The sequence below is a fragment of the Cellvibrionales bacterium genome, from assembly GCA_016713115.1.
Classification (GTDB): domain Bacteria; phylum Pseudomonadota; class Gammaproteobacteria; order Pseudomonadales; family UBA7239; genus UBA7239.
The window spans coordinates 1958636-1976407 of record JADJPU010000001.1; the positions used below are offsets into that span (position 1 = coordinate 1958636).

14 protein-coding genes and 2 pseudogenes are annotated in these 17772 nt (G+C 49.1%); 6 read left to right on the forward strand and 10 right to left on the reverse strand.

Annotation, left to right across the window (positions count from 1 at the left end; all coding sequences use genetic code 11):
* Positions 1-10 precede the first annotated feature (10 nt).
* Positions 11-1033: a 2,3,4,5-tetrahydropyridine-2,6-dicarboxylate N-succinyltransferase gene (gene dapD, locus IPK30_09665; protein ID MBK8103519.1), complete on the reverse strand. Its 1023-nt coding sequence runs from the start codon at positions 1031-1033 to the stop codon at positions 11-13.
* Between the two features lie 126 nt (positions 1034-1159).
* On the opposite strand from dapD, the gene IPK30_09670 reads away from it, so the two are divergent.
* A complete protein-coding gene (locus IPK30_09670; GenBank protein MBK8103520.1) occupies positions 1160-1585 on the forward strand; it encodes a universal stress protein in 426 nt (141 codons plus the stop codon).
* Here IPK30_09670 and IPK30_09675 read toward each other — a convergent pair.
* The 5 genes and pseudogenes from IPK30_09675 to map all read right to left on the reverse strand — a co-directional run bounded on the left by IPK30_09675 (position 1549) and on the right by map (position 9934).
* On the reverse strand, positions 1549-3138 hold the full coding sequence (locus IPK30_09675; protein MBK8103521.1) for a sulfatase-like hydrolase/transferase: 1590 nt from the start codon (positions 3136-3138) through the stop codon (positions 1549-1551). The two genes, IPK30_09670 and IPK30_09675, sit on opposite strands and share 37 nt — an antisense overlap.
* A 1438-nt stretch (positions 3139-4576) precedes the next feature.
* Entirely contained in the window at positions 4577-5230 is a 654-nt protein-coding gene (gene nth, locus IPK30_09680) for an endonuclease III (GenBank protein ID MBK8103522.1), read from the reverse strand.
* A gap of 4 nt (positions 5231-5234) precedes the next feature.
* A complete protein-coding gene (gene dapC, locus IPK30_09685; protein MBK8103523.1) occupies positions 5235-6443 on the reverse strand; it encodes a succinyldiaminopimelate transaminase in 1209 nt (402 codons plus the stop codon).
* Positions 6444-6454: 11 nt separating this feature from the next.
* Positions 6455-9165 (reverse strand): annotated as a pseudogene (locus tag IPK30_09690) ([protein-PII] uridylyltransferase).
* Positions 9165-9934: pseudogene (gene map / locus IPK30_09695) on the reverse strand (type I methionyl aminopeptidase). Before map ends, IPK30_09690 begins: the two co-directional pseudogenes overlap by 1 nt.
* 133 nt (positions 9935-10067) lie before the next feature.
* Between map and IPK30_09700 the strand changes: the two are divergent.
* Positions 10068-10739 carry a nitroreductase gene (locus IPK30_09700; protein MBK8103524.1) on the forward strand — a complete coding sequence of 224 codons (672 nt, stop codon included), beginning with the start codon at positions 10068-10070 and terminating at the stop codon, positions 10737-10739.
* 6 nt (positions 10740-10745) lie between these two features.
* On the opposite strand, the gene rnt is transcribed toward IPK30_09700, so the two are convergent.
* Both rnt and pyrC read right to left on the reverse strand, forming a co-directional pair.
* Positions 10746-11411 carry a ribonuclease T gene (gene rnt / locus IPK30_09705; protein MBK8103525.1) on the reverse strand — a complete coding sequence of 222 codons (666 nt, stop codon included), beginning with the start codon at positions 11409-11411 and terminating at the stop codon, positions 10746-10748.
* The gene (gene pyrC / locus IPK30_09710; protein MBK8103526.1) at positions 11408-12454 is read right to left on the reverse strand and encodes a dihydroorotase; all 1047 of its coding nucleotides are present in this window, start codon (positions 12452-12454) and stop codon (positions 11408-11410) included. The genes rnt and pyrC overlap by 4 nt, the downstream gene beginning before the upstream one ends.
* A 257-nt stretch (positions 12455-12711) precedes the next feature.
* Here pyrC and IPK30_09715 point away from each other — a divergent pair, with 257 nt between their 5' ends.
* Genes IPK30_09715 through IPK30_09730 form a run of 4 tightly spaced genes read left to right on the forward strand, consistent with a single transcriptional unit; the run spans position 12712 to position 16253 of the window.
* Positions 12712-14292, forward strand: coding sequence for an FAD-binding protein (locus IPK30_09715; GenBank protein MBK8103527.1), 1581 nt, complete (start codon positions 12712-12714; stop codon positions 14290-14292).
* A 49-nt stretch (positions 14293-14341) separates the two neighbouring features.
* The gene (cysC, locus tag IPK30_09720; GenBank protein ID MBK8103528.1) at positions 14342-14965 is read left to right on the forward strand and encodes an adenylyl-sulfate kinase; all 624 of its coding nucleotides are present in this window, start codon (positions 14342-14344) and stop codon (positions 14963-14965) included.
* A gap of 13 nt (positions 14966-14978) precedes the next feature.
* Entirely contained in the window at positions 14979-15776 is a 798-nt protein-coding gene (locus tag IPK30_09725; GenBank protein MBK8103529.1) for an SDR family oxidoreductase, read from the forward strand.
* 39 nt (positions 15777-15815) lie between these two features.
* The gene (locus IPK30_09730; GenBank protein ID MBK8103530.1) at positions 15816-16253 is read left to right on the forward strand and encodes a nuclear transport factor 2 family protein; all 438 of its coding nucleotides are present in this window, start codon (positions 15816-15818) and stop codon (positions 16251-16253) included.
* Here the strand turns inward: IPK30_09730 and IPK30_09735 are convergent.
* Together IPK30_09735 and IPK30_09740 are read right to left on the reverse strand one after the other, a co-directional pair.
* Positions 16250-16702, reverse strand: coding sequence for a MaoC family dehydratase (locus tag IPK30_09735; GenBank protein MBK8103531.1), 453 nt, complete (start codon positions 16700-16702; stop codon positions 16250-16252). The genes IPK30_09730 and IPK30_09735 overlap by 4 nt on opposite strands.
* Positions 16699-17697: a hypothetical protein gene (locus IPK30_09740; GenBank protein MBK8103532.1), complete on the reverse strand. Its 999-nt coding sequence runs from the start codon at positions 17695-17697 to the stop codon at positions 16699-16701. The genes IPK30_09735 and IPK30_09740 overlap by 4 nt, the downstream gene beginning before the upstream one ends.
* Between the last annotated feature and the right edge of the window lie 75 nt (positions 17698-17772).

A 17772-nucleotide genomic window follows, 5' to 3' on the forward strand; every position in this document is an offset into this window, starting at 1 on the left:
TTTATTTTATTTAGTTGTGTTTGTGCAATGCTTCGTTTAATTCAATCGCGCTTTTATTGGTCAAACATTCCATCGCGCCGTTTTTAGAGTTGCGGCGAAATAATAAATCAGATTTTCCTGCCAACTCGCGCGCTTTGCAGGTGCCAGCGCTATTGCCTGCGTTATCAATCAATGTGATGACAGAACCAGTGGTGAGATACAAGCCAGCTTCCACCGTGCAGCGATCGCCGAGTGGAATGCCTACGCCAGCATTTGCGCCGAGCAAGCAGCCTTCGCCGAGAGAAATCACCACATTATTGCCGCCAGACAATGTGCCCATCGTTGAAGCACCGCCGCCAATATCTGAGCCTTTGCCGACAAAAACACCGGCAGAAATGCGACCTTCCACCATGCCAGGCCCTTCCGTGCCGGCATTAAAGTTGACGAAACCTTCGTGCATGATGGTGGTGCCTTCGCCCAAATAGGCGCCGAGTCGCACGCGTGCAGTGTGAGCCACACGCACGCCGGTTGGCACAACATAATTTGCCATTTTGGGGAATTTATCGACAGAAGAAACTTCCAGTGTGCGACCGGCAATGCGCGCGGCGAGTTGTCTTTCAGGTAATTCGCGAATATCAATGGCGCCTTCATTCGTCCACGCCACATTGGGCAATAAACCAAAAATGCCCGCGAGATTGATGCTGTGCGGTTTCACCAAACGGTGCGAAAGCAAATGCAGTTTTAAATACACCTCTGGCACGGAAGTGGATTGCGCATCGGTTTCCAATAGCGTGACAACCAAGGGCTGTTGACTGCTGCTCAGCGTGGCGAGCCAAGGTAGGGTGTGACCGTTTTTTTGCAGAGCGACATCCAATTGCCACATCTGTTCGGTACTGACTTCAATCGCCGCGTTGCCACCTGTGTGATGCAGTGTTGTCGCCACGGTGCGTGCTAAATCCTCCGTCGGGTGTAAGAGGGGGGAAGGATAAAAAACTTCCAACCATTCGCCATGATTATTGCGTGTGCCGATACCGATACCGATTGCAAAAGTCATTTATTCAGTCCTCTAAAAACAGCTAGTTAGCATAACATTTTCAGCTCCTTGACACAGGGCATGCAAACCATGATGGATGGGTGGTACAGTGGCTCTTATATCAAAAAAACCATAAGGAGAGCTGTTATGTACCAACAAATTCTCGTGGCAATTGACCTGAGTGACGAATCCAATCTTGTTTTAGAGAAAGCCACTGCATTGGCCAAGGAGTACAACGCTGCGTTAGATGTGGTGCATGTGTTGGATTGGCCGTTGACGGGGTTTGACCCCGTGGTTGGTTTTTCAGTGGTGAGTGATGACTCAATGTTGCAAGAAATGACTAATTCGGTACAAAAATTTGTAGAAAAATATGGAATAGACGCGGCACACACGCACACATTATTAGGCCAGCCTTCTAGCATGGTGGCGCATTTATCTGAACAGCTTAACGCTGATTTGTTGGTGGTGGGTTCGCATGGTCGGCGCGGCTGGCGCGCATTACTGGGCTCAACCGCTAACGCCATCGTGCATGTGATTCAGTGCGACTGTTTGGTGGTGCGTATTAAATCTTGATAAGCCGCTGCGGTTAATTTTCTACACAACACAGCGGGCTGTTCTGGGCAGTGGTGTGCGACATCCAGTGGTTTTCCGCCTGTGCTGAACCACCACTGCAAAACTTCGCGGCGATATTGTGCGATGCGTGCTTGTTGCTCGGTATCGTTGACAAGATTATTTCTTTCGTAAGGATCATCGGGCAAATAAAATAATTCTTCATCGCCACCTTCACGCTCAGGGAATGGCATCACACCTTTTTGGATGGTGAGATCGGCATTATCTTTTTCACGAAGATCGCGCAGAAAGAAGATGTATTTCCAATCGCCGTCGCGCACATGTAGGGCAAAGATGTCACGCTCTGGTCTAGGGAGCGGGTCTGTTTTTAGTGTGTAGGCTGGGTAGTTGGCGCCGAATAATTTTTCAGCAGCTGGCGCGGTTTTCTGCTCGATAACAGGCAGTAAGCTGTGGCCTGGCAGCGTGCTATTAGATGGTTGTGGTGCGCCAGCCAGCTCTAGTACGGTGCGATATAAGTTGACGGTATCGACGCCTGCATCAATGCGCTGTGCAGGAAAATGCTTAGGCCAATAGAAAACAAGAGGCGTCCGGATTCCCAATTCATACGGTGTGCTTTTGGATGCGCCGCGGTTGCTAAAGCCGTTGTCAGCCATGAAGATAAATAGGGTATTTTCTAGCTGTTTTTTGTTAGACAAATTGTCGTAGAGCTTTTTAAATTCAGCATCAAACCAAGCGGTATTTCCTAATAGTTGTTTTTCTTTCTCAATAAACTCCTGTTGTTTGTCGGCAGGGATATTGCGTAAATTGATGGCGCTGCTGTCTACAGTGTCTACATATTGTTGTGGCGAGTTATATGGTTGGTGCGGAATCATCGGCGCCCACCAAATAAACATCGGTTGTTTTCCAGAGAAATTATCGAGAAATTGCCAAAGTTTATCTTGGTCTTGTCGGGCAAATTCCTCTTTGCGATTGTCGTAGTAATCAAAGCCGCGCAGGTCTGGCTCATCTTCCCAAAATTTTCCGCCAGCAAATGTCACATACCCCTGCTGCTGTAAGCGCGTAGCTAGCGTTGCCGAACCTAACGGTAACACAGGGACACCATTGTTGGCATGCAGGCGATTTTGATGTGGCCACTGTCCGGTTAGCAGCGTGGCAAGTGACGGACGACAAAATGCTGTTGGCACATAAGCCGTAGTAAATACCGTGCCTTGTTGTGCGAGATGATCTAGCGTGGGGGTGCGCACCGCTTTGTTGCCCATAAAGCCAAAATTGTCATAACTCACATCATCGGCAAGTACAAAAACAATGTTGGGGTGCGTGCTGTTTTTAGATGAGGTAAGGGCTGGCGTGTTGCCATTAATATCTGCAATGCCGTATTGCGCCGCTAATTCTTTGCGAACAGCAATAAATAACTCAGAGCCAATCGAACGCTGAGAAAATTTGCCTTGGATATGTCGAACTTCGCGATAGATGATGATGTAACCATTGTCTTCCAGCGCTTGTTTTCGCATGCCATAACCCAGATCGTATAAAACATCGGGTTTTTTGAATGCCACACTGTCTACCTAATACAGGTAACAGCGCGAAAAATTGCTCGTAGCTGATGATGAGACCGTTGCTAGTGCGTTTGAACGGTTTGAGTAATGGGCAATCGGTTAACTCACGAGTGCTCAATGCGCGCAGATCTAAAAAACGCAATTTATTTGGAAAATTGATAGCTAAGTGGTATGGGATAAATCCCATTTGGATGGAGGTGATATTGAGTTTTTGTGGGTGATTTTGCAGTTTGCTAATAAGTGTGTTGAGTTGCTCTAGTTGTGGCATATCACGCAGTGCGTCTTTGCTTTGCCATATGGAATCGAGCTCATGCACAGCAAAGCCGGTTGATTTTGTTTTTGCAAATTGCCAGCTGTTTTGGAGGGAAAAAATAATGGTTGGTAGAAGGAGTGCTAACAGGACGCGCGGCCACGGCGTAAAAAACAGTATGGCGCTGAGCAATAGGGCTGGTAAGACGGGCAGTAAAAATCGACTGGCATCCATCCAGTCGCCACCTGTTGCGATAATAAATGCTATTTGTGCTATAGCCAGCATGCAGCAAGTAAGAATTTGTGTGCGGTTTCTGTGTTTCCATAAAAGTAGCGCTAAAGCGCCACAACTCAGGCCGGCCATCATCACTGCCAAGGCGACAATAGACTGGCCGCCTTCTATTAAATAGTTTATGCCATTGAAAATATTGGTGATGAAATTGTCATTGTGTTTGGCGGTAACGGGTTGCGGAAACCAGTCATCAAAATAAAAGTATCGCCATGCGCTGACAGTTGCTGCAGAAAATGCAGTGGCGAGCAGTAGTGTTAGCCATGCACGGTGGTTAACTGTTTTGAAAGACCAGCGCAGCAGACACTGTAGAGGCCATGTGGCAAGTGCAAAGCACAGCAGAACAGCAAACGCTTCCGGCCTGTTTAAGACAGCGCCGATGCAACACAGCGTTAGCAATGCGTATTGGTATTTCGTTATTTTTTCTTTTAAACACAAAAAAAGAATGGCAGTAAATAGAAAAGCAGCTGTCAGTGTTTCCATGCCACTACTGGACCAAAAAACCATTGGGCTGGCGCTGGCTAATAGTAGCGTTGCGTGAGTGTTGGTATTGCGGTCTTTAAGGATCGCTGCAAAAGCTCCCAGTGCTAATACGCCGGACAATATAGAAAGCGCACACGATAAAGTTGGAATAGAAATAAAAGGCAGCAATTTATATAGCGCTGCTAAAAGTATGGTGTAGAACAGTGTGGAGGATTGTTCTACCGGTTCGCCGTTGTAGTTGAGAATGCTGCCGTGTTCAGCAAGAGAATAGGCGGACCAGTAAGTAAAAAAGGCATCGTCGCGTGTTGTGTTGCCATACAGCAATACACATTGGGCCAGCAGTAATCCCATGGCTACTATTGGCCATGGCATAAAGTATTTGCGCAGTGTGTTGAGAGTGCTGCCCATCGTTCTGCCTTATGCTTTCAAGGTGGTCACGGGTTTTTTACGATCAGGAAAACAGTGGCGACAGATTAAACAGCGTGTGCCATCGCAGCCACGCGCAGAGCAATGCTCGCGACCGTAGTAGATAATTTGCAGATGCAGGGCATTCCAGTGCTCTCTAGGGAGCAGTTTTTTAAGATCTGTTTCCGTTTGCGCTACGCTGCGCCCGTCGGTGAGTTTCCAGCGCTGTGCGAGGCGGTGTATGTGTGTGTCTACGGGAAAAGCCGGCACCTTGAATGCTTGTGACATCACCACGCTCGCGGTTTTATGGCCCACGCCGGGCAATTTTTCTAACTCTTCAAAAGTATTAGGCACTTGTCCGTGATGTTCGTTGACCAGTATTTCAGATAGCCCTCGTATTGCTTTGGCTTTTTGTGGTGATAAGCCACAGGGTTTGATGATTTTTTCTATGTCAGCAACGGATTTCTTCGACATGTCGCGTGGGTTATTTGCTAGTTCCCATAGTGCAGGCGTAACTTTGTTAACGCGCTCATCGGTGCATTGTGCCGACAGCAAAACAGCTATCAATAAAGTGTAGGCATCGGTGTGGGCGAGCGGAATGGGTGGGTTGGGATACAGCTCGGCTAATTTGTCAGCAATCCACGCGGCGCGTTCTTTCTTTAGCATTGTGTTAGTGCTCGTTCAGAAAATCGTGAATGCGTTTTGCTGCTTCTACACATTCTTCTAGCGTTGCCACTAACGCCATACGCACAAAGCCAACGCCAGGATTGTAGCTGTCAACTTCGCGCGACAAATAGCTGCCAGGTAAAACGGTGATGTTTTTCTTGGAAAATAGATTGCGTGCAAATTCTGTGTCACTGCCTTTGACATCGACCCAGAGATAAAAACTGGCGTCAGGCCGTGTAGCTGTAATTTTCCCATCTGCGATCGCATCTGCCAATATGCCTAGCACAGTAGAAAATTTTTCAGCATAGGCGAGACGGTTTTCTTTCACATGCGCCTCATCGTTCCATGCAGAAATGCTGGCGTATTGGTGTTGAAGAGGCATGGCGCAGCCGTGATAGGTGCGATACAGCAGAAATTTTTCAATGATGGTGGCATCACCGGCAACAAAGCCTGAACGCAGGCCGGGGAGATTGGAGCGTTTGGAAAGCGAATGAAACACGACACAACGATTGAAGTTATGTAAGCCCATTGCACTAGCGGCTTGCAATAAGCCAGCAGGAGGATTGAGCTCGTCGTAGTAGAGTTCAGAATAACATTCGTCGCTAGCGATAATAAAATCGTATTGTTCGGCCAGTTTGATCAGTGTTTGCAGTTGCTCAAGTTGCATTACGCTGCCGGTGGGGTTGCCGGGTGAGCAGATAAACAGCAACTGACAGCGCTGCCAAATTGCGACAGGCACAGCAGAAAAATCAGGAATAAAATTTTTATCAGCAGTGCAAGCTAAAAAATGAGGCTCCGCGCCAGCGAGTAAAGTTGCACCTTCATAAATTTGATAAAACGGATTGGGCGAGATAACCAGTGGCTTACTTTTGCTATCGATAACAGCTTGTGCAAAAGAGAACAGTGCCTCGCGCGTGCCATTGACGGGAAGGATTTGTGTTTCTGGATTTAGTGGTGTGGAGAGTGAAAACCTTTGTGTGCACCACTGTGCCATGGCTTCGCGCAATGCGGGTATGCCTTTGGTGGTGGGATAGCGGCTGAGCCCATCCATGTGCGCTAGCAGCGTTTGCACTACATGCGGTGGTGCAGGGTGTTGAGGCTCACCAATGGAGAGCGCAATGTGAGGCAATGCTGTTGGCGGTGTAATGCCGGATTTTAGCTGCGCTAATTTCTCAAAGGGGTAAGGTTGCAGTGTGTCGAGCAGTGAATTCATTTTTAAAACCATTACATAGCGGGTGCAGAGGTTTTTGCGACTTGCATGTCGAGTTGCTCGCGCAAAGTTGCTTGTAGTGTTTCACAAAAATCTAAATCGGATAATGCGTTTCCTTCCTGATCCGTTATAAAAAATATGTCTTCTACGCGCTCGCCCAATGTGGCAATTCTGGCGTTATTCAGGCGAATGCCAAACTCAATAAACACGCGTGCAATACGCGCTAGGAGCCCAGGTCTATCTGGCGAGATGACTTCTAACATTGTTGAGCCGCTGCGAATATCGTTTGCCATACTGGTGCGCGTCGGCATGGTGAAATGCTTTAATTCACGCGCTGTGCGCCGTTGGGCAATCGAAGGAAAATTGTCGATGTTATGTGCTAACTCATCGTGCAGTGTTTGCCAGATTTGCGTGCGGCGCTCATCGTCATTGCCTATCGGCTCTAAGTTTTCGTTCAATACATAATAGGTGTCGTTGGTAAATTCACCACTGGAACTGTAGAGGCGTGCATCTTGAATGTTGAGGTTGAGTTGATCGAGCAGCGTCACCACGGCAGCAAAAGCGTGATTGTGTGCGCGCATGCGAACGAAGATTTGGGTTGCGCCTTCAAAGGCGCTTTGTTGCGGGTCGCGAATTAGAATCAATGGTTCATCAGGGTTGGCGTGGTGTGCAATTGCTTCGGTGTGCCACTCAATATCGGTGACGCTCTCGCGTAGAAAATAGTCTTCAGTGCGACCTTCCCATAGTTTTCTCACTTCTTTTTCTGCAAACCCTTTTTGCTCAAGTTTTTGTAATGCTTGTTGCTGTGTTTCCTCAATCCATTCATTTTTATCGACTGGATTTTCCAAGCCGCGTCGCAACATGCGTTTGGTTTCGGTGTAAAGCTGACGCATCAGTTGTGCTTTCCAGCTAGTCCACAGTGTGGGGTTGGTGGCGTTGACATCGGCTACAGTGAGCATTAATAAATAGTCAAGGTGAACGAGGTCGCCAACTTTTAACGCAAACTCTCGAATAATGTCTGGGTCAGAAATATCTTGCCGTTGAATGATGCTAGACATTACTAGATGGTTTTCTACCAGCCAAGCAACGAGGTTAGTGTCGCGTTTGCTGAGATGGTGGCGTTCGCAGAAGGCTCTAGCATCGACTGCGCCCAACTGTGAGTGATCGCCGCCGCGTCCTTTGCCGATGTCATGGTACAGGCCGGCAATATAGAGAAGTTCAATTTTCGGTAATTTTTTAATCAGTTGTGCGATGAGTGGAAATTTTTCTTCTGCATCAGCACGCCAGAAACGACGCATATTTTTTACGCAGGCTAATGTGTGCGCGTCGACAGTGTAAATGTGGAAAAGGTCGTACTGCATTTGCCCGACAATTTCACCAAACTCTGGTAGGTAGCGGCCGAGTATGCCGTAACGCTTCATACGCAATAGCTGCGTTACCAAGTTGCTAGAAGTGCGTAGTAGCTCCATAAAGAGCGAGGTGTTTCTGATATCTGTGCGGAAGCTTTCGTCTATTAAATGTCTGTTTTCTCGGATCATGCGTATCGTTGCGGCACGAACACCCTTGATATGTGAGTGTTGCCCCATCAAAACAAATATTTCAAGTAACGCAGGAGGAGACTGTTGAAAAACGGTATCTGACTTTACTTCGATGTAATCGTTATATGTGCGAAAGCGTCGATTGATATCGACGATATCAGCTATGTTGTCATCATCAGAAAGTGACTCATCAAGAAAGTTAAGCAGCACATCATTTAGTTCGCGCAAGGCTGTGGCGGCGCGATAGTATTTCTTCATGAATTGTTCGACTGCTAGGCTTTTTTCGCTGTCGTGAAAGCCAAAGCTCTCGGCAAGTGCCCGTTGGTAGTCGAAAGATAGACGCTCTTCTGGTCGGCCAGCTAATAAATGCAGGCCATAGCGGATGCGCCACAGCGAATCTTCACCTTTGCGTAAAATGGCGAATTCACTTTCCGTTAAGAAGCCAACTTTGACGAGATCGATAACTTTTTCGACGGCAAAGTGTCGTTTGGCAACCCAAAGTATTGTTTGAATGTCGCGCAGGCCGCCGGGTGCATTTTTGATATTGGGTTCTAGGTTGTACTCGGTGTTGTTGTGTTTTTCATGCCGCTCGCGCTGTTCTTGCCATTTGGCGTAAAAAAACTCGCGGCTTGGCCAGATGTTTTTTGTGTCCAGTGTTTTTCGTAATGTTTTTCGTTGATCAGGGTTGCCCGCCAGTGTGCGTGATTCCAACAAATTTGTGGCAATCGTAATGTCAGCAGCGGCCACATCTATGCACTCATCAAAGGTGCGCACGCTATGGCCGACATGGAGGTTAATATCCCACAGGAAGGTAATAAAACTCTCAAGTCTGCTGCGTGTTTCTTCATCGGGCTCCGCGGGCAGCAGTATCAGCACATCAATGTCTGAGTAGGGTGCAACTCCATGCGGCCGTAGCCGCCCACGGCGATAAGTGAGCCCACATCACCCACGCCAAAATATTGCCATGCGAAATACAGAAGAATATCAATGAATCGCGCGCGTTCATTGATGAGTGCGCGCACATCTTCGCCTTCATAAAAGCGATTGTCGAAGTGTGTGTTGGCAGCTTGGATGGCATCACGAAATATCGTGATCGGCTTGTCGTGTGGTGGTTTGTTGTCGAGCAGCTTGTGATCAATTAATGCTTTTTCAAAACGCTGCGCATCAAAAAAAAGCAGTGCGCTCATTAGAACAATCCTGCAGGGCTGGCGGTTAAAATTTCTACGCCGTTAGCGGTAACGGCCATGGTGTGCTCCCACTGTGCGGAGAGGCGACCGTCTTTGGTTTCCACTGTCCAGCCGTCAGATTTTAGTTTGGAGTGTGGTTTGCCTGCATTAATCATGGGTTCAATAGTAAACACCATGCCTGCTTTAAGTTCTAAGCCGGTATTCGGTCTGCCGTAGTGCAAAATTTGCGGCTCTTCGTGAAAGACTTTGCCGATGCCGTGGCCGCAGTATTCACGCACCACGCTGTAATGATTTTTTTCAGCCAGTGTTTGAATCACATGGCCGATATCGCCCAATTTGCAGCCGGGTCTGACTAAAGCGATTGCTGCTTCCAAACATTGTCGCGTGATATCGACCAAGCGTTTGGCGTGTGGTGCGGGTGTGCCGACAAAATACATGCGGCTGGTGTCACCGTGCCAGCCGTTTTTAATCACGGTGACATCGATGTTAATAATGTCGCCTTCTTTCAGAATTTTTTTCTCAGAAGGGATGCCGTGACAAATGACTTGGTTAACCGATGTGCACACGGATTTCGGAAAACCGCGATAGCCTAAGCAGGCGGGGATAGCTTTTGCACATTGACGATGTGTTCATGGCACAGACGATCAATCTCAGCGGTGCTGATACCGGGTTTCACATGCTCACCGATCATGTCCAGCACTTCGGCGGCGAGACGGCCTGCTTCGCGCATCTCGGCGATTTGTTCCGGTGTTTTATAGGTAATTGACATAAAGCTATTTTCCGCAGATTGGCGTGTAACTAGGCTCACATTCTACCGTATCGTGCCATTCTTTCGGTTTGCTCGGCTGGCATACATGCGGTGGTTGCGGCATGCTGCCCCAACTTTTTGTTAGGTGCGCTATATGACAACCACACCCGCTTTCGCCGATGTAATCAAAAGCCGCTATTCCGTGCGAGCGTTTCGCCCTGAGCCTGTGCCGCAGGCTGTTTTGAATGAGGTGTTTGCACTGGCCAACTGTGCGCCCTCTAACTGCAATACGCAGCCGTGGTCTGTGCATGTGGCCAGCGGTGCCGCACTGGAAACACTACGCAAAACTATCCCGCCGCTGATGCAGCAGGTGATTACTTCTATGGATTTTCCTTACGACGGTCAATACCACGGTGTTTACAAAGAGCGCCAGAAAGAGGCGGCGCGTATTTTGTTTGAGGCAATGGATATTGCCCGTGAAGAGAAGGCGAGACGCAACGATGCTTTTATGCGCAACTTCACTTTTTTTGATGCGCCGCATGTGGCATTTTTGTTTATGCCGCAGGAGCATGGTTTGCGCGAGGCGATGGATGTGGGGATGTATGCGCAGTCGTTGATGTTGTCGCTGACAGCTTTAGGTCTCGGCAGTTGCCCGCAAACTTCCTTGGGCTTTCATGCGGATACCGTGCGCGAAGTGTTGAGCATTGATGCCAGTCAAAAATTATTGTTCGGTATTTCTTTTGGCTATGTTGACGAAACGGCGGCGGCAAATCGTTGTCGCACACCGCGCGCGACGGTTGCAGAAAACACGCATTTTTATTCGTGACGCAGATTAACCGGCGTATTCGCGCCACTGATTGACGATATTACAAAACAAATCCGCTGTTTTTTCAGCATCGTAATCTGCATGGTGCGCCGCTTTGTTGTCGAACGGAATATTGGCTGCTTGGCAGGCGCGTGCGAGTACCGTTTGGCCGTAGGCTAAGCCTGCGAGAGATACGGTGTCTAAACAGGAAAACTGATGAAAAGGATTTTTCTTGGTCAACTCGCAACGCAGTGTGGCGGCATTTAAGAAGCCCAAATCAAAGTGTGCGTTGTGCGCGACCATGATGGCGCGTGTGCAGTCGTGTTGCTTCACTGCTTTTTTGATGTGCGAAAAAATATCGCTCAGGGCTTCGGCTTCACTGATGGCATTGCGGCTTGGATCATCGGGATCTATCCCTGTGAAATCCAGCGCAGACTGCTCGATATTCGCGCCGGGAAAAGGCTGAATCGCGTGAAAAATAGTGCGTTCTCGTTGTAGTTTGCCATTGTCGTCGTAGGCGAGAAATACGGCGGCGATTTCCAAAATGCCATCGGTATTGTTGTTAAAGCCTGTGGTTTCTACATCAATTACCACCGGCAAAAAGCCGCGAAAGCGTGTCCCTAATGTTGGGAACGGCGTGACATTAGCAAAAGCCTCAGCAAACGAGGAAAAATCTTTTTGGTTGTTACTCATGATGCCGTGCGGTCTTGTAGCGACCAGCGCAGTGTGCTGCCAGCCAGTAAGGGAATTAGGGTTTCGTCACCAAATGACAGCGTAGCGGGAATGGTCTGTGATTTTTCGATGAGCGTGACTTGTTCGGTATTGCGCGCCAAACCGTAAAAATCAGCGCCGAAAAAACTGGCAAATCCTTCCAGTTTTTCCAGTTGTCCAGCGTGATCAAACGCCTCGGCATACAGCTCCAGTGCATGCAGTGCGGTGTAACAACCAGCGCAGCCGCAAGCGGTTTCTTTTTTGTGTTGTGCGTGCGGCGCGGAATCGGTGCCGAGAAAAAATTTTGCACTGCCGCTGGTCGCTGCTTGCAGTAATGCTTGTTGATGCGTATTGCGTTTCAGTATTGGCAGGCAATAAAAATGTGGACGGATACCGCCAGCCAACATGTCATTGCGGTTAAGCAGCAAGTGGTGGGCGGTGATGGTGGCTGCGACATTATTGGGCGCACTGCTGACAAAATCGGCGGCGTCTTTGGTGGTGATGTGTTCCAACACAATTTTTAGTGCGGGAAAGTCGCGCACCAGTGCCTGTAGTGTGCGATTAATAAATACCGCTTCTCGATCAAAAATATCGATGTGGTTATCGGTCACTTCGCCGTGCAACAACAGGGGCATGCCTGCTTTTTCCATTGCTGCGATGACAGGGTAAATTTTTTGGATGTCCGTCACGCCCGAGTGAGAGTTGGTGGTGGCACCAGCGGGATACAGCTTGCAGGCGTGTACCAAGCCGCTGGCTTTGGCTTCAGTAATGATGGCGGGCGTGGTGTTGTCGGTGAGGTAGAGCGTCATCAAAGGATTGAAGTCGGAGCCGGCTGGGCGCGCGGCGAGGATGCGGTCACGGTAGTGGCGCGCTGACTCGGTATCGCCAACGGGCGGCACGAGATTGGGCATCACAATGGCGCGATGAAACTGTTGGGCAGCATCGGCCACGGTGCGGGGCAGGTGGGCGCCATCACGCAGGTGGATGTGCCAATCGTCGGGGCGAGTTAGAGTCAACGAGCGCATAGTCAGAGGGTCAGTGGCGGTGCCGGCATGCTAGCGGAAAGCCAGGGTGGAGGCTATTGCCAGTCTGGGTTTGCCGTGCTGTAGCGTAGTTTTTGTTCTATGAATAGTGGGTATCTTGCGGTTGACGCTTCTGGGCAATTTGCCCATAGTCCCGCGTCTCTTAAATGCCGAGGTGCTGCAGCCATGAAACCACAAGACCCCAATTGGCACTCTGATATCGAATCCGTGGCGGTACTGGCCTCTGCGGACGCTATTCAATGGGATCTGGAAACCGATGTGTTGGTAGTGGGCGCAGGTTGTGCCGGTGCCAGCACGGCGTTGAAGCGAAAGCGAATGGCGCCAAAGTGCTGTTGGTGGATCGTTTTGTCGGCGGTGGTGCTTCGGGTTTGAGCGGCGGCATCATGTACTACGGCGGCGGCACGAAGTATCAAAAACAAGCAGGTTATAACGATACGCCAGAAAACATGTACAACTATTTGAAGTTGGAAACTTGCGGTGTTGTTAGCGATAGCACGCTAAAAAAATTCTGTGACGAGAGCGTGCAAAATTTGGATTGGCTGGAACAGCACGGCGTGCGTTTTGAAGCCAGCATGAGCCCCGTGAAAACTTTTTATCCAATCAATAAATACTTTTTGTATTACTCCGGAAACGAACTGGTAAAAGAATACAAAGATGTGGCGGAATCGGCACCGCGTGGTCATCGTGTGAAGTGGAATGGTTTTTCTGGAGCGGGCTTGATGCAGGCTTTGCTGAAAAGCTGCGAAGATTACGGCGTAGATACGATGATGGAGAGTCGCGTCACGCAATTGATTCAAGACAGCAGTGGGCGCATTCTCGGCGCAAAAATTCTGCGCATTGAGCCGGAATCTTCCGCGAGAAAACGCTTTGCACTTTACTACAATTTATTCACTAAAATTCGTATGTATGTGCCGCAGCTGGCTAACTGGCTGCGCAAAGAGATGAACCTCATCGAGCAGGAGCACACAGTCACACGCTTAGTGCGCGCTAAAAAAGGTGTGGTGCTGTCAGCCGGTGGTTTTGTGTTCAATCGTCCGATGATTAAACACCACGCGCCGAAATACGCGCCGGGTGCGCCGCTGGGTTCGCCGGGCTGCAATGGCAACGGCATTCGTTTGGGAGAAAGTGTGGGCGGCGCTACCGGCAATATGGGGCGTGGTTCCAGTTGGCGTTTTATCAATCCGCCGAAATCGTGGGTGGAAGGCATTATTGTCAATCGCGCGGGTGAGCGCATTGTGAACGAAGGTAGTTACGGTGCGCGCATCGGTGAGGCGATGGCAGAGAGACACGATGGCAAAGCCACGCTGATTTTTACGCAGGCCATGTTGAAAGATGTGTTGTTGCAGTTGATGCCAGGCAAAGTGTGGCTGATGTTGCAAACTGCACCAGCATTGTTGAGTTTGTTGCTCAACACCAAACGCGCAGCAACGGTAGAAGCTTTGGCAGAGAAAACTGGATTACCTGCGTCAGCTTTGCGTGCCACGATTGATCGTTACAATGGTTTTGTGGCGCAACAAAGTGACGAAGATTTTTATAAATCTACCGATTATTTGCGCGCACTCGATAACGGTCCTTACTACGCGATGGATGTTTCGGTCGGCAATAAAATTTTTGTCTGCCCAACCATTACCCTCGGTGGTTTGTTGGTGGATGAAAGCACAGGGCAAGTGAAGCGCGAAGACGGCAGTGTGATGCCTAATTTATACGCGGCAGGTCGCACCGCCGTGGGTGTGGCTTCACATTCGTATGTGAGTGGTTTGTCACTGGCGGATTGCGTATTCTCCGGTAGACGCGCCGGTGCCCACATCACACAGCAATAAGCATTTTTTATTTGTATTTTTAGTCTATTCATTTATTGAGGAGCAGAACATGGTCGAACAAAAAGCCACCAATGTGCATTGGCATCACGGTGAAGTCACACGCGAAGACCGTCATCAATTATTGGGGCACAAAGGTGCGACCCTGTGGTTTACGGGTTTGTCGGGCAGCGGCAAAAGCACCGTGGCCGTGGCTTTGGAACAGGCGTTAACCGCACAAGGAAAACTGTGTTATCGCTTGGATGGCGATAATGTGCGTCTCGGCATCAATAAAAATTTAGGTTTTTCTGCCGATGATCGCAAAGAAAATATTCGTCGCATCGGTGAAGTGGCAAAACTGTTTGTCGATACCGGTGTGATTGTGTTGTCCAGCTTTATCAGTCCGTATCGTGAAGACCGCGACACCGTGCGCGCTCTGCACGAATCGGCTGATATGAATTTTGTGGAAGTGTTTGTCGATTGCGCACTGAGCGAAGCGGAAAAACGCGACCCGAAAGGTCTGTACAAAAAAGCGCGTGCCGGTGAAATCAAAGGCTTTACTGGTATTGATGATCCGTATGAAGCGCCGAACAAACCCGAAGTGCATTTGCATTCCGACAAAATGTCTCTGGAAGAAGAAGTGAATATTTTGCTGTCGGAGCTGGAAAAACTCGGCGTGTTGAATGTTGCTAAATAAATAGGCGTTTTTTATGCTGATGAAAAATAAAGTGGTGATCGTTTCAGGTATCGGCCCTGGTTTGGGAGTGGAATTGGCGTTGTTGGCAGCCAAAGAAGGTGCGCAAGCCGTAGTGTTGGCGGCGCGCACGGCAGCCAAACTCAGCGATGCGGCACAACAAATTGCTGCGCTCAATCTCAGTACGAAAACGCTGGAAGTGGTGACCGATATTTCCAAAGCGGAAGATTGCAAAAACTTGATTGAAAAAACCGTGGTCGCTTTTGGTCGCGTAGATGCCTTGATCAATAGCGCCTACATTCCAGGAAAATTTGGCACTTGGGAGCGTTGGGATTTTGACGATTGGCGCAAGGCGATGGATGTAAATCTCTACGGCTCTTTGATGTTGTCGCGCGAAGCGGCGAAAGTCATGAAAAGTCAGCCAGAGCGCGGCGCCATTGTAATGGTGAACTCCATGTCCACCAAAAAAATTGTCGGCGCACAGGCCGGTTACGCCACATCAAAAGCCGCATTGGCAACGGCGACTAAAGCGCTGGCAATGGAATTGGCGCCACTCGGCATCCGCGTCAACAGTTGTTTTATGGGCTGGATGTGGGGCGCGAGTGTGAAGGGCTATGTCGATGGCGTGGCGGCGCAAACGGGTGCGGATCCTGCTGCGGTGAAAAAAGGCATTGAAAAAGATATTCCAATGGGTGAAATGCCAACGGATGCGGAATGCGCAAAAGGTTGCATGTTCCTCGTGTCGGATTACGCCAAAGTGATTACCGGCGCTGCCTTGGATATCAACGGCGGCGAATACATGTCGATGGGCTAATATCCCAAAAATACAAAAGGAAAAGTTATGCGCTACACAATGGACATGGTGCTTGACCGTTTAGAAATCGAAGATTTAATCACCGATTACGCCGCCGCAGTTGACAGCGGTGATATTGATAAACTCGATGCTATTTTTACGCCAGATGCTTTGATCGATTATTCCGCTGTGGGTGGTGCCAAAGGTAGCTATCCTGAAGTGAAAGCCTTTCTCGCGAAATCACTGAAAAGTTTTCGCAACACGCAGCATTTCATTAGCAATTTTGAAATCCGACTCGATGGCGATAAAGCCACGGGCAAAATCATGGGCTTCAACCCCATGGAGTTGGAAACCGGCGACAAGCCCGCCATCCCAACCTTTTTTCTCGGCTTGTGGTATCACGACGAATACATCAAAACCCCAGACGGTTGGCGCATCGCCAAACGCACCGAGCAAAAATCCTGGACGCACAATGTGCCGGGGTTTATGAAACTTTAATCTTTTGTTGCAAAGATTAATTTTTCTGCCGATGCAATCACCTCGGCCTCTCCCTTCACCACGGTTTCGCCGTGTTGGTTTTTGCCTTCACATTCAATCGTCAGTAATTTCACGCGATCTTTTTTGTCGGTGACAGTGAGTGTGATGGTGATGGTGTCGCCGAGTTTGACGGGTTTGGAAAACTTCAGTGTTTGACTGCGATATACAGCGCCGGGGCCTGGCAGGGTGGTGGCGATAGCGGCAGAAATTAATGCGCCGCTCCACATGCCGTGTGCGATGCGTTCACCAAACGCGGTAGTGGCGGCGTAGCTGGCATCCATGTGTACAGGGTTGTAATCGCCAGAGGTTTCGGCAAACAGTTGGATGTCGCGCTCGGTGAGTGTTTTGCTGTATTGGCGCTGCATGCCAATAGTGATGTCGGTGTAGGGAATATTTTGCAGAGTGCTCATGCGGCTGTGTTCCTGTTGATTATTTGCGCGCTGGGAATTTGTTGGTGCGTTAATTTAATAAATGTCATCACGATAAAAATAGGCACCCATAGGCGAATTTCCCACGGGTAGGCCACGCAAAACATTGCCAGCCAATATGGCAGGGAAGCCCAGAGAAAAACTTTTAGATAAGGCTTGCCACTACTGTCAGTAAAAAATAGCGCGAGTACGGCAGGGAAAAATAGAGCACCTATAATCGGCAGTGGGTCATTGCTGAAATTGCGCAGCAGGCGAAAACTGCGGTGCGTGGCATCTTCCATGCCCAGTTGCCAACGCAGCAGCCAGTAAGTCAACAAAAACAGTAGCGTTAAACACAGCAGGCGTATGGCTTCTGGTGTGGTTTTTTTGGCGAAAATTCGCTTGCTGTGTAGAGTGAAATAAAAGGCGAGTGTTAAGGCGGCAGTTTCCCGTGTGAGGGTTGCCAGTATGAGCGTGATGCCTAGCAACAAATCATCGCGCCATGTGGGTTTAGATTTCATGCACGGTAAAAAAGACAGCGCTAGAAAAAAATAAGAGAGGGTGTCGTAAGGGGTGATAACAAATTGTGCGAAGCTCATTATCAAAGCAAGAAATAATACGGGCAGATCAATATGCAGAAAATCCTTTTTGTCAGCGTAGCGCAGTAGTGCAATAAGCAGCGTACTGCAAGTGGCGATTAAAAACGCCGTGTTGACGAGGAAATAGGCGCAATAAAAGTTGGCATAGCCATTTTTATCGACAGACTTCAAGCCGTAAGGCGCGTAATCACTCAATGGCAAATTTTTGATGTGTTCATACACCCATAGCAGCAAATGACTGCCAAGGACACGAAAACGGTAGATGCTGCTGTGCAAATACTGCTGTTCAAACCCTGCTTGTGAAAACACGGCCGTGGTGTAATTGGTGAAGAACCCGACATAGGTGAAAATGCCCAGCAGAGCGGGGATGAGTATGCCCAGTAAGAGTAGGCGCAGCATGTAAGCATCGTTGTTAGTGTTGTGGTGAGCCAGCACGCGCGCAGCCTTGGTTTGTGGGCGAAGCCGTCACTATAA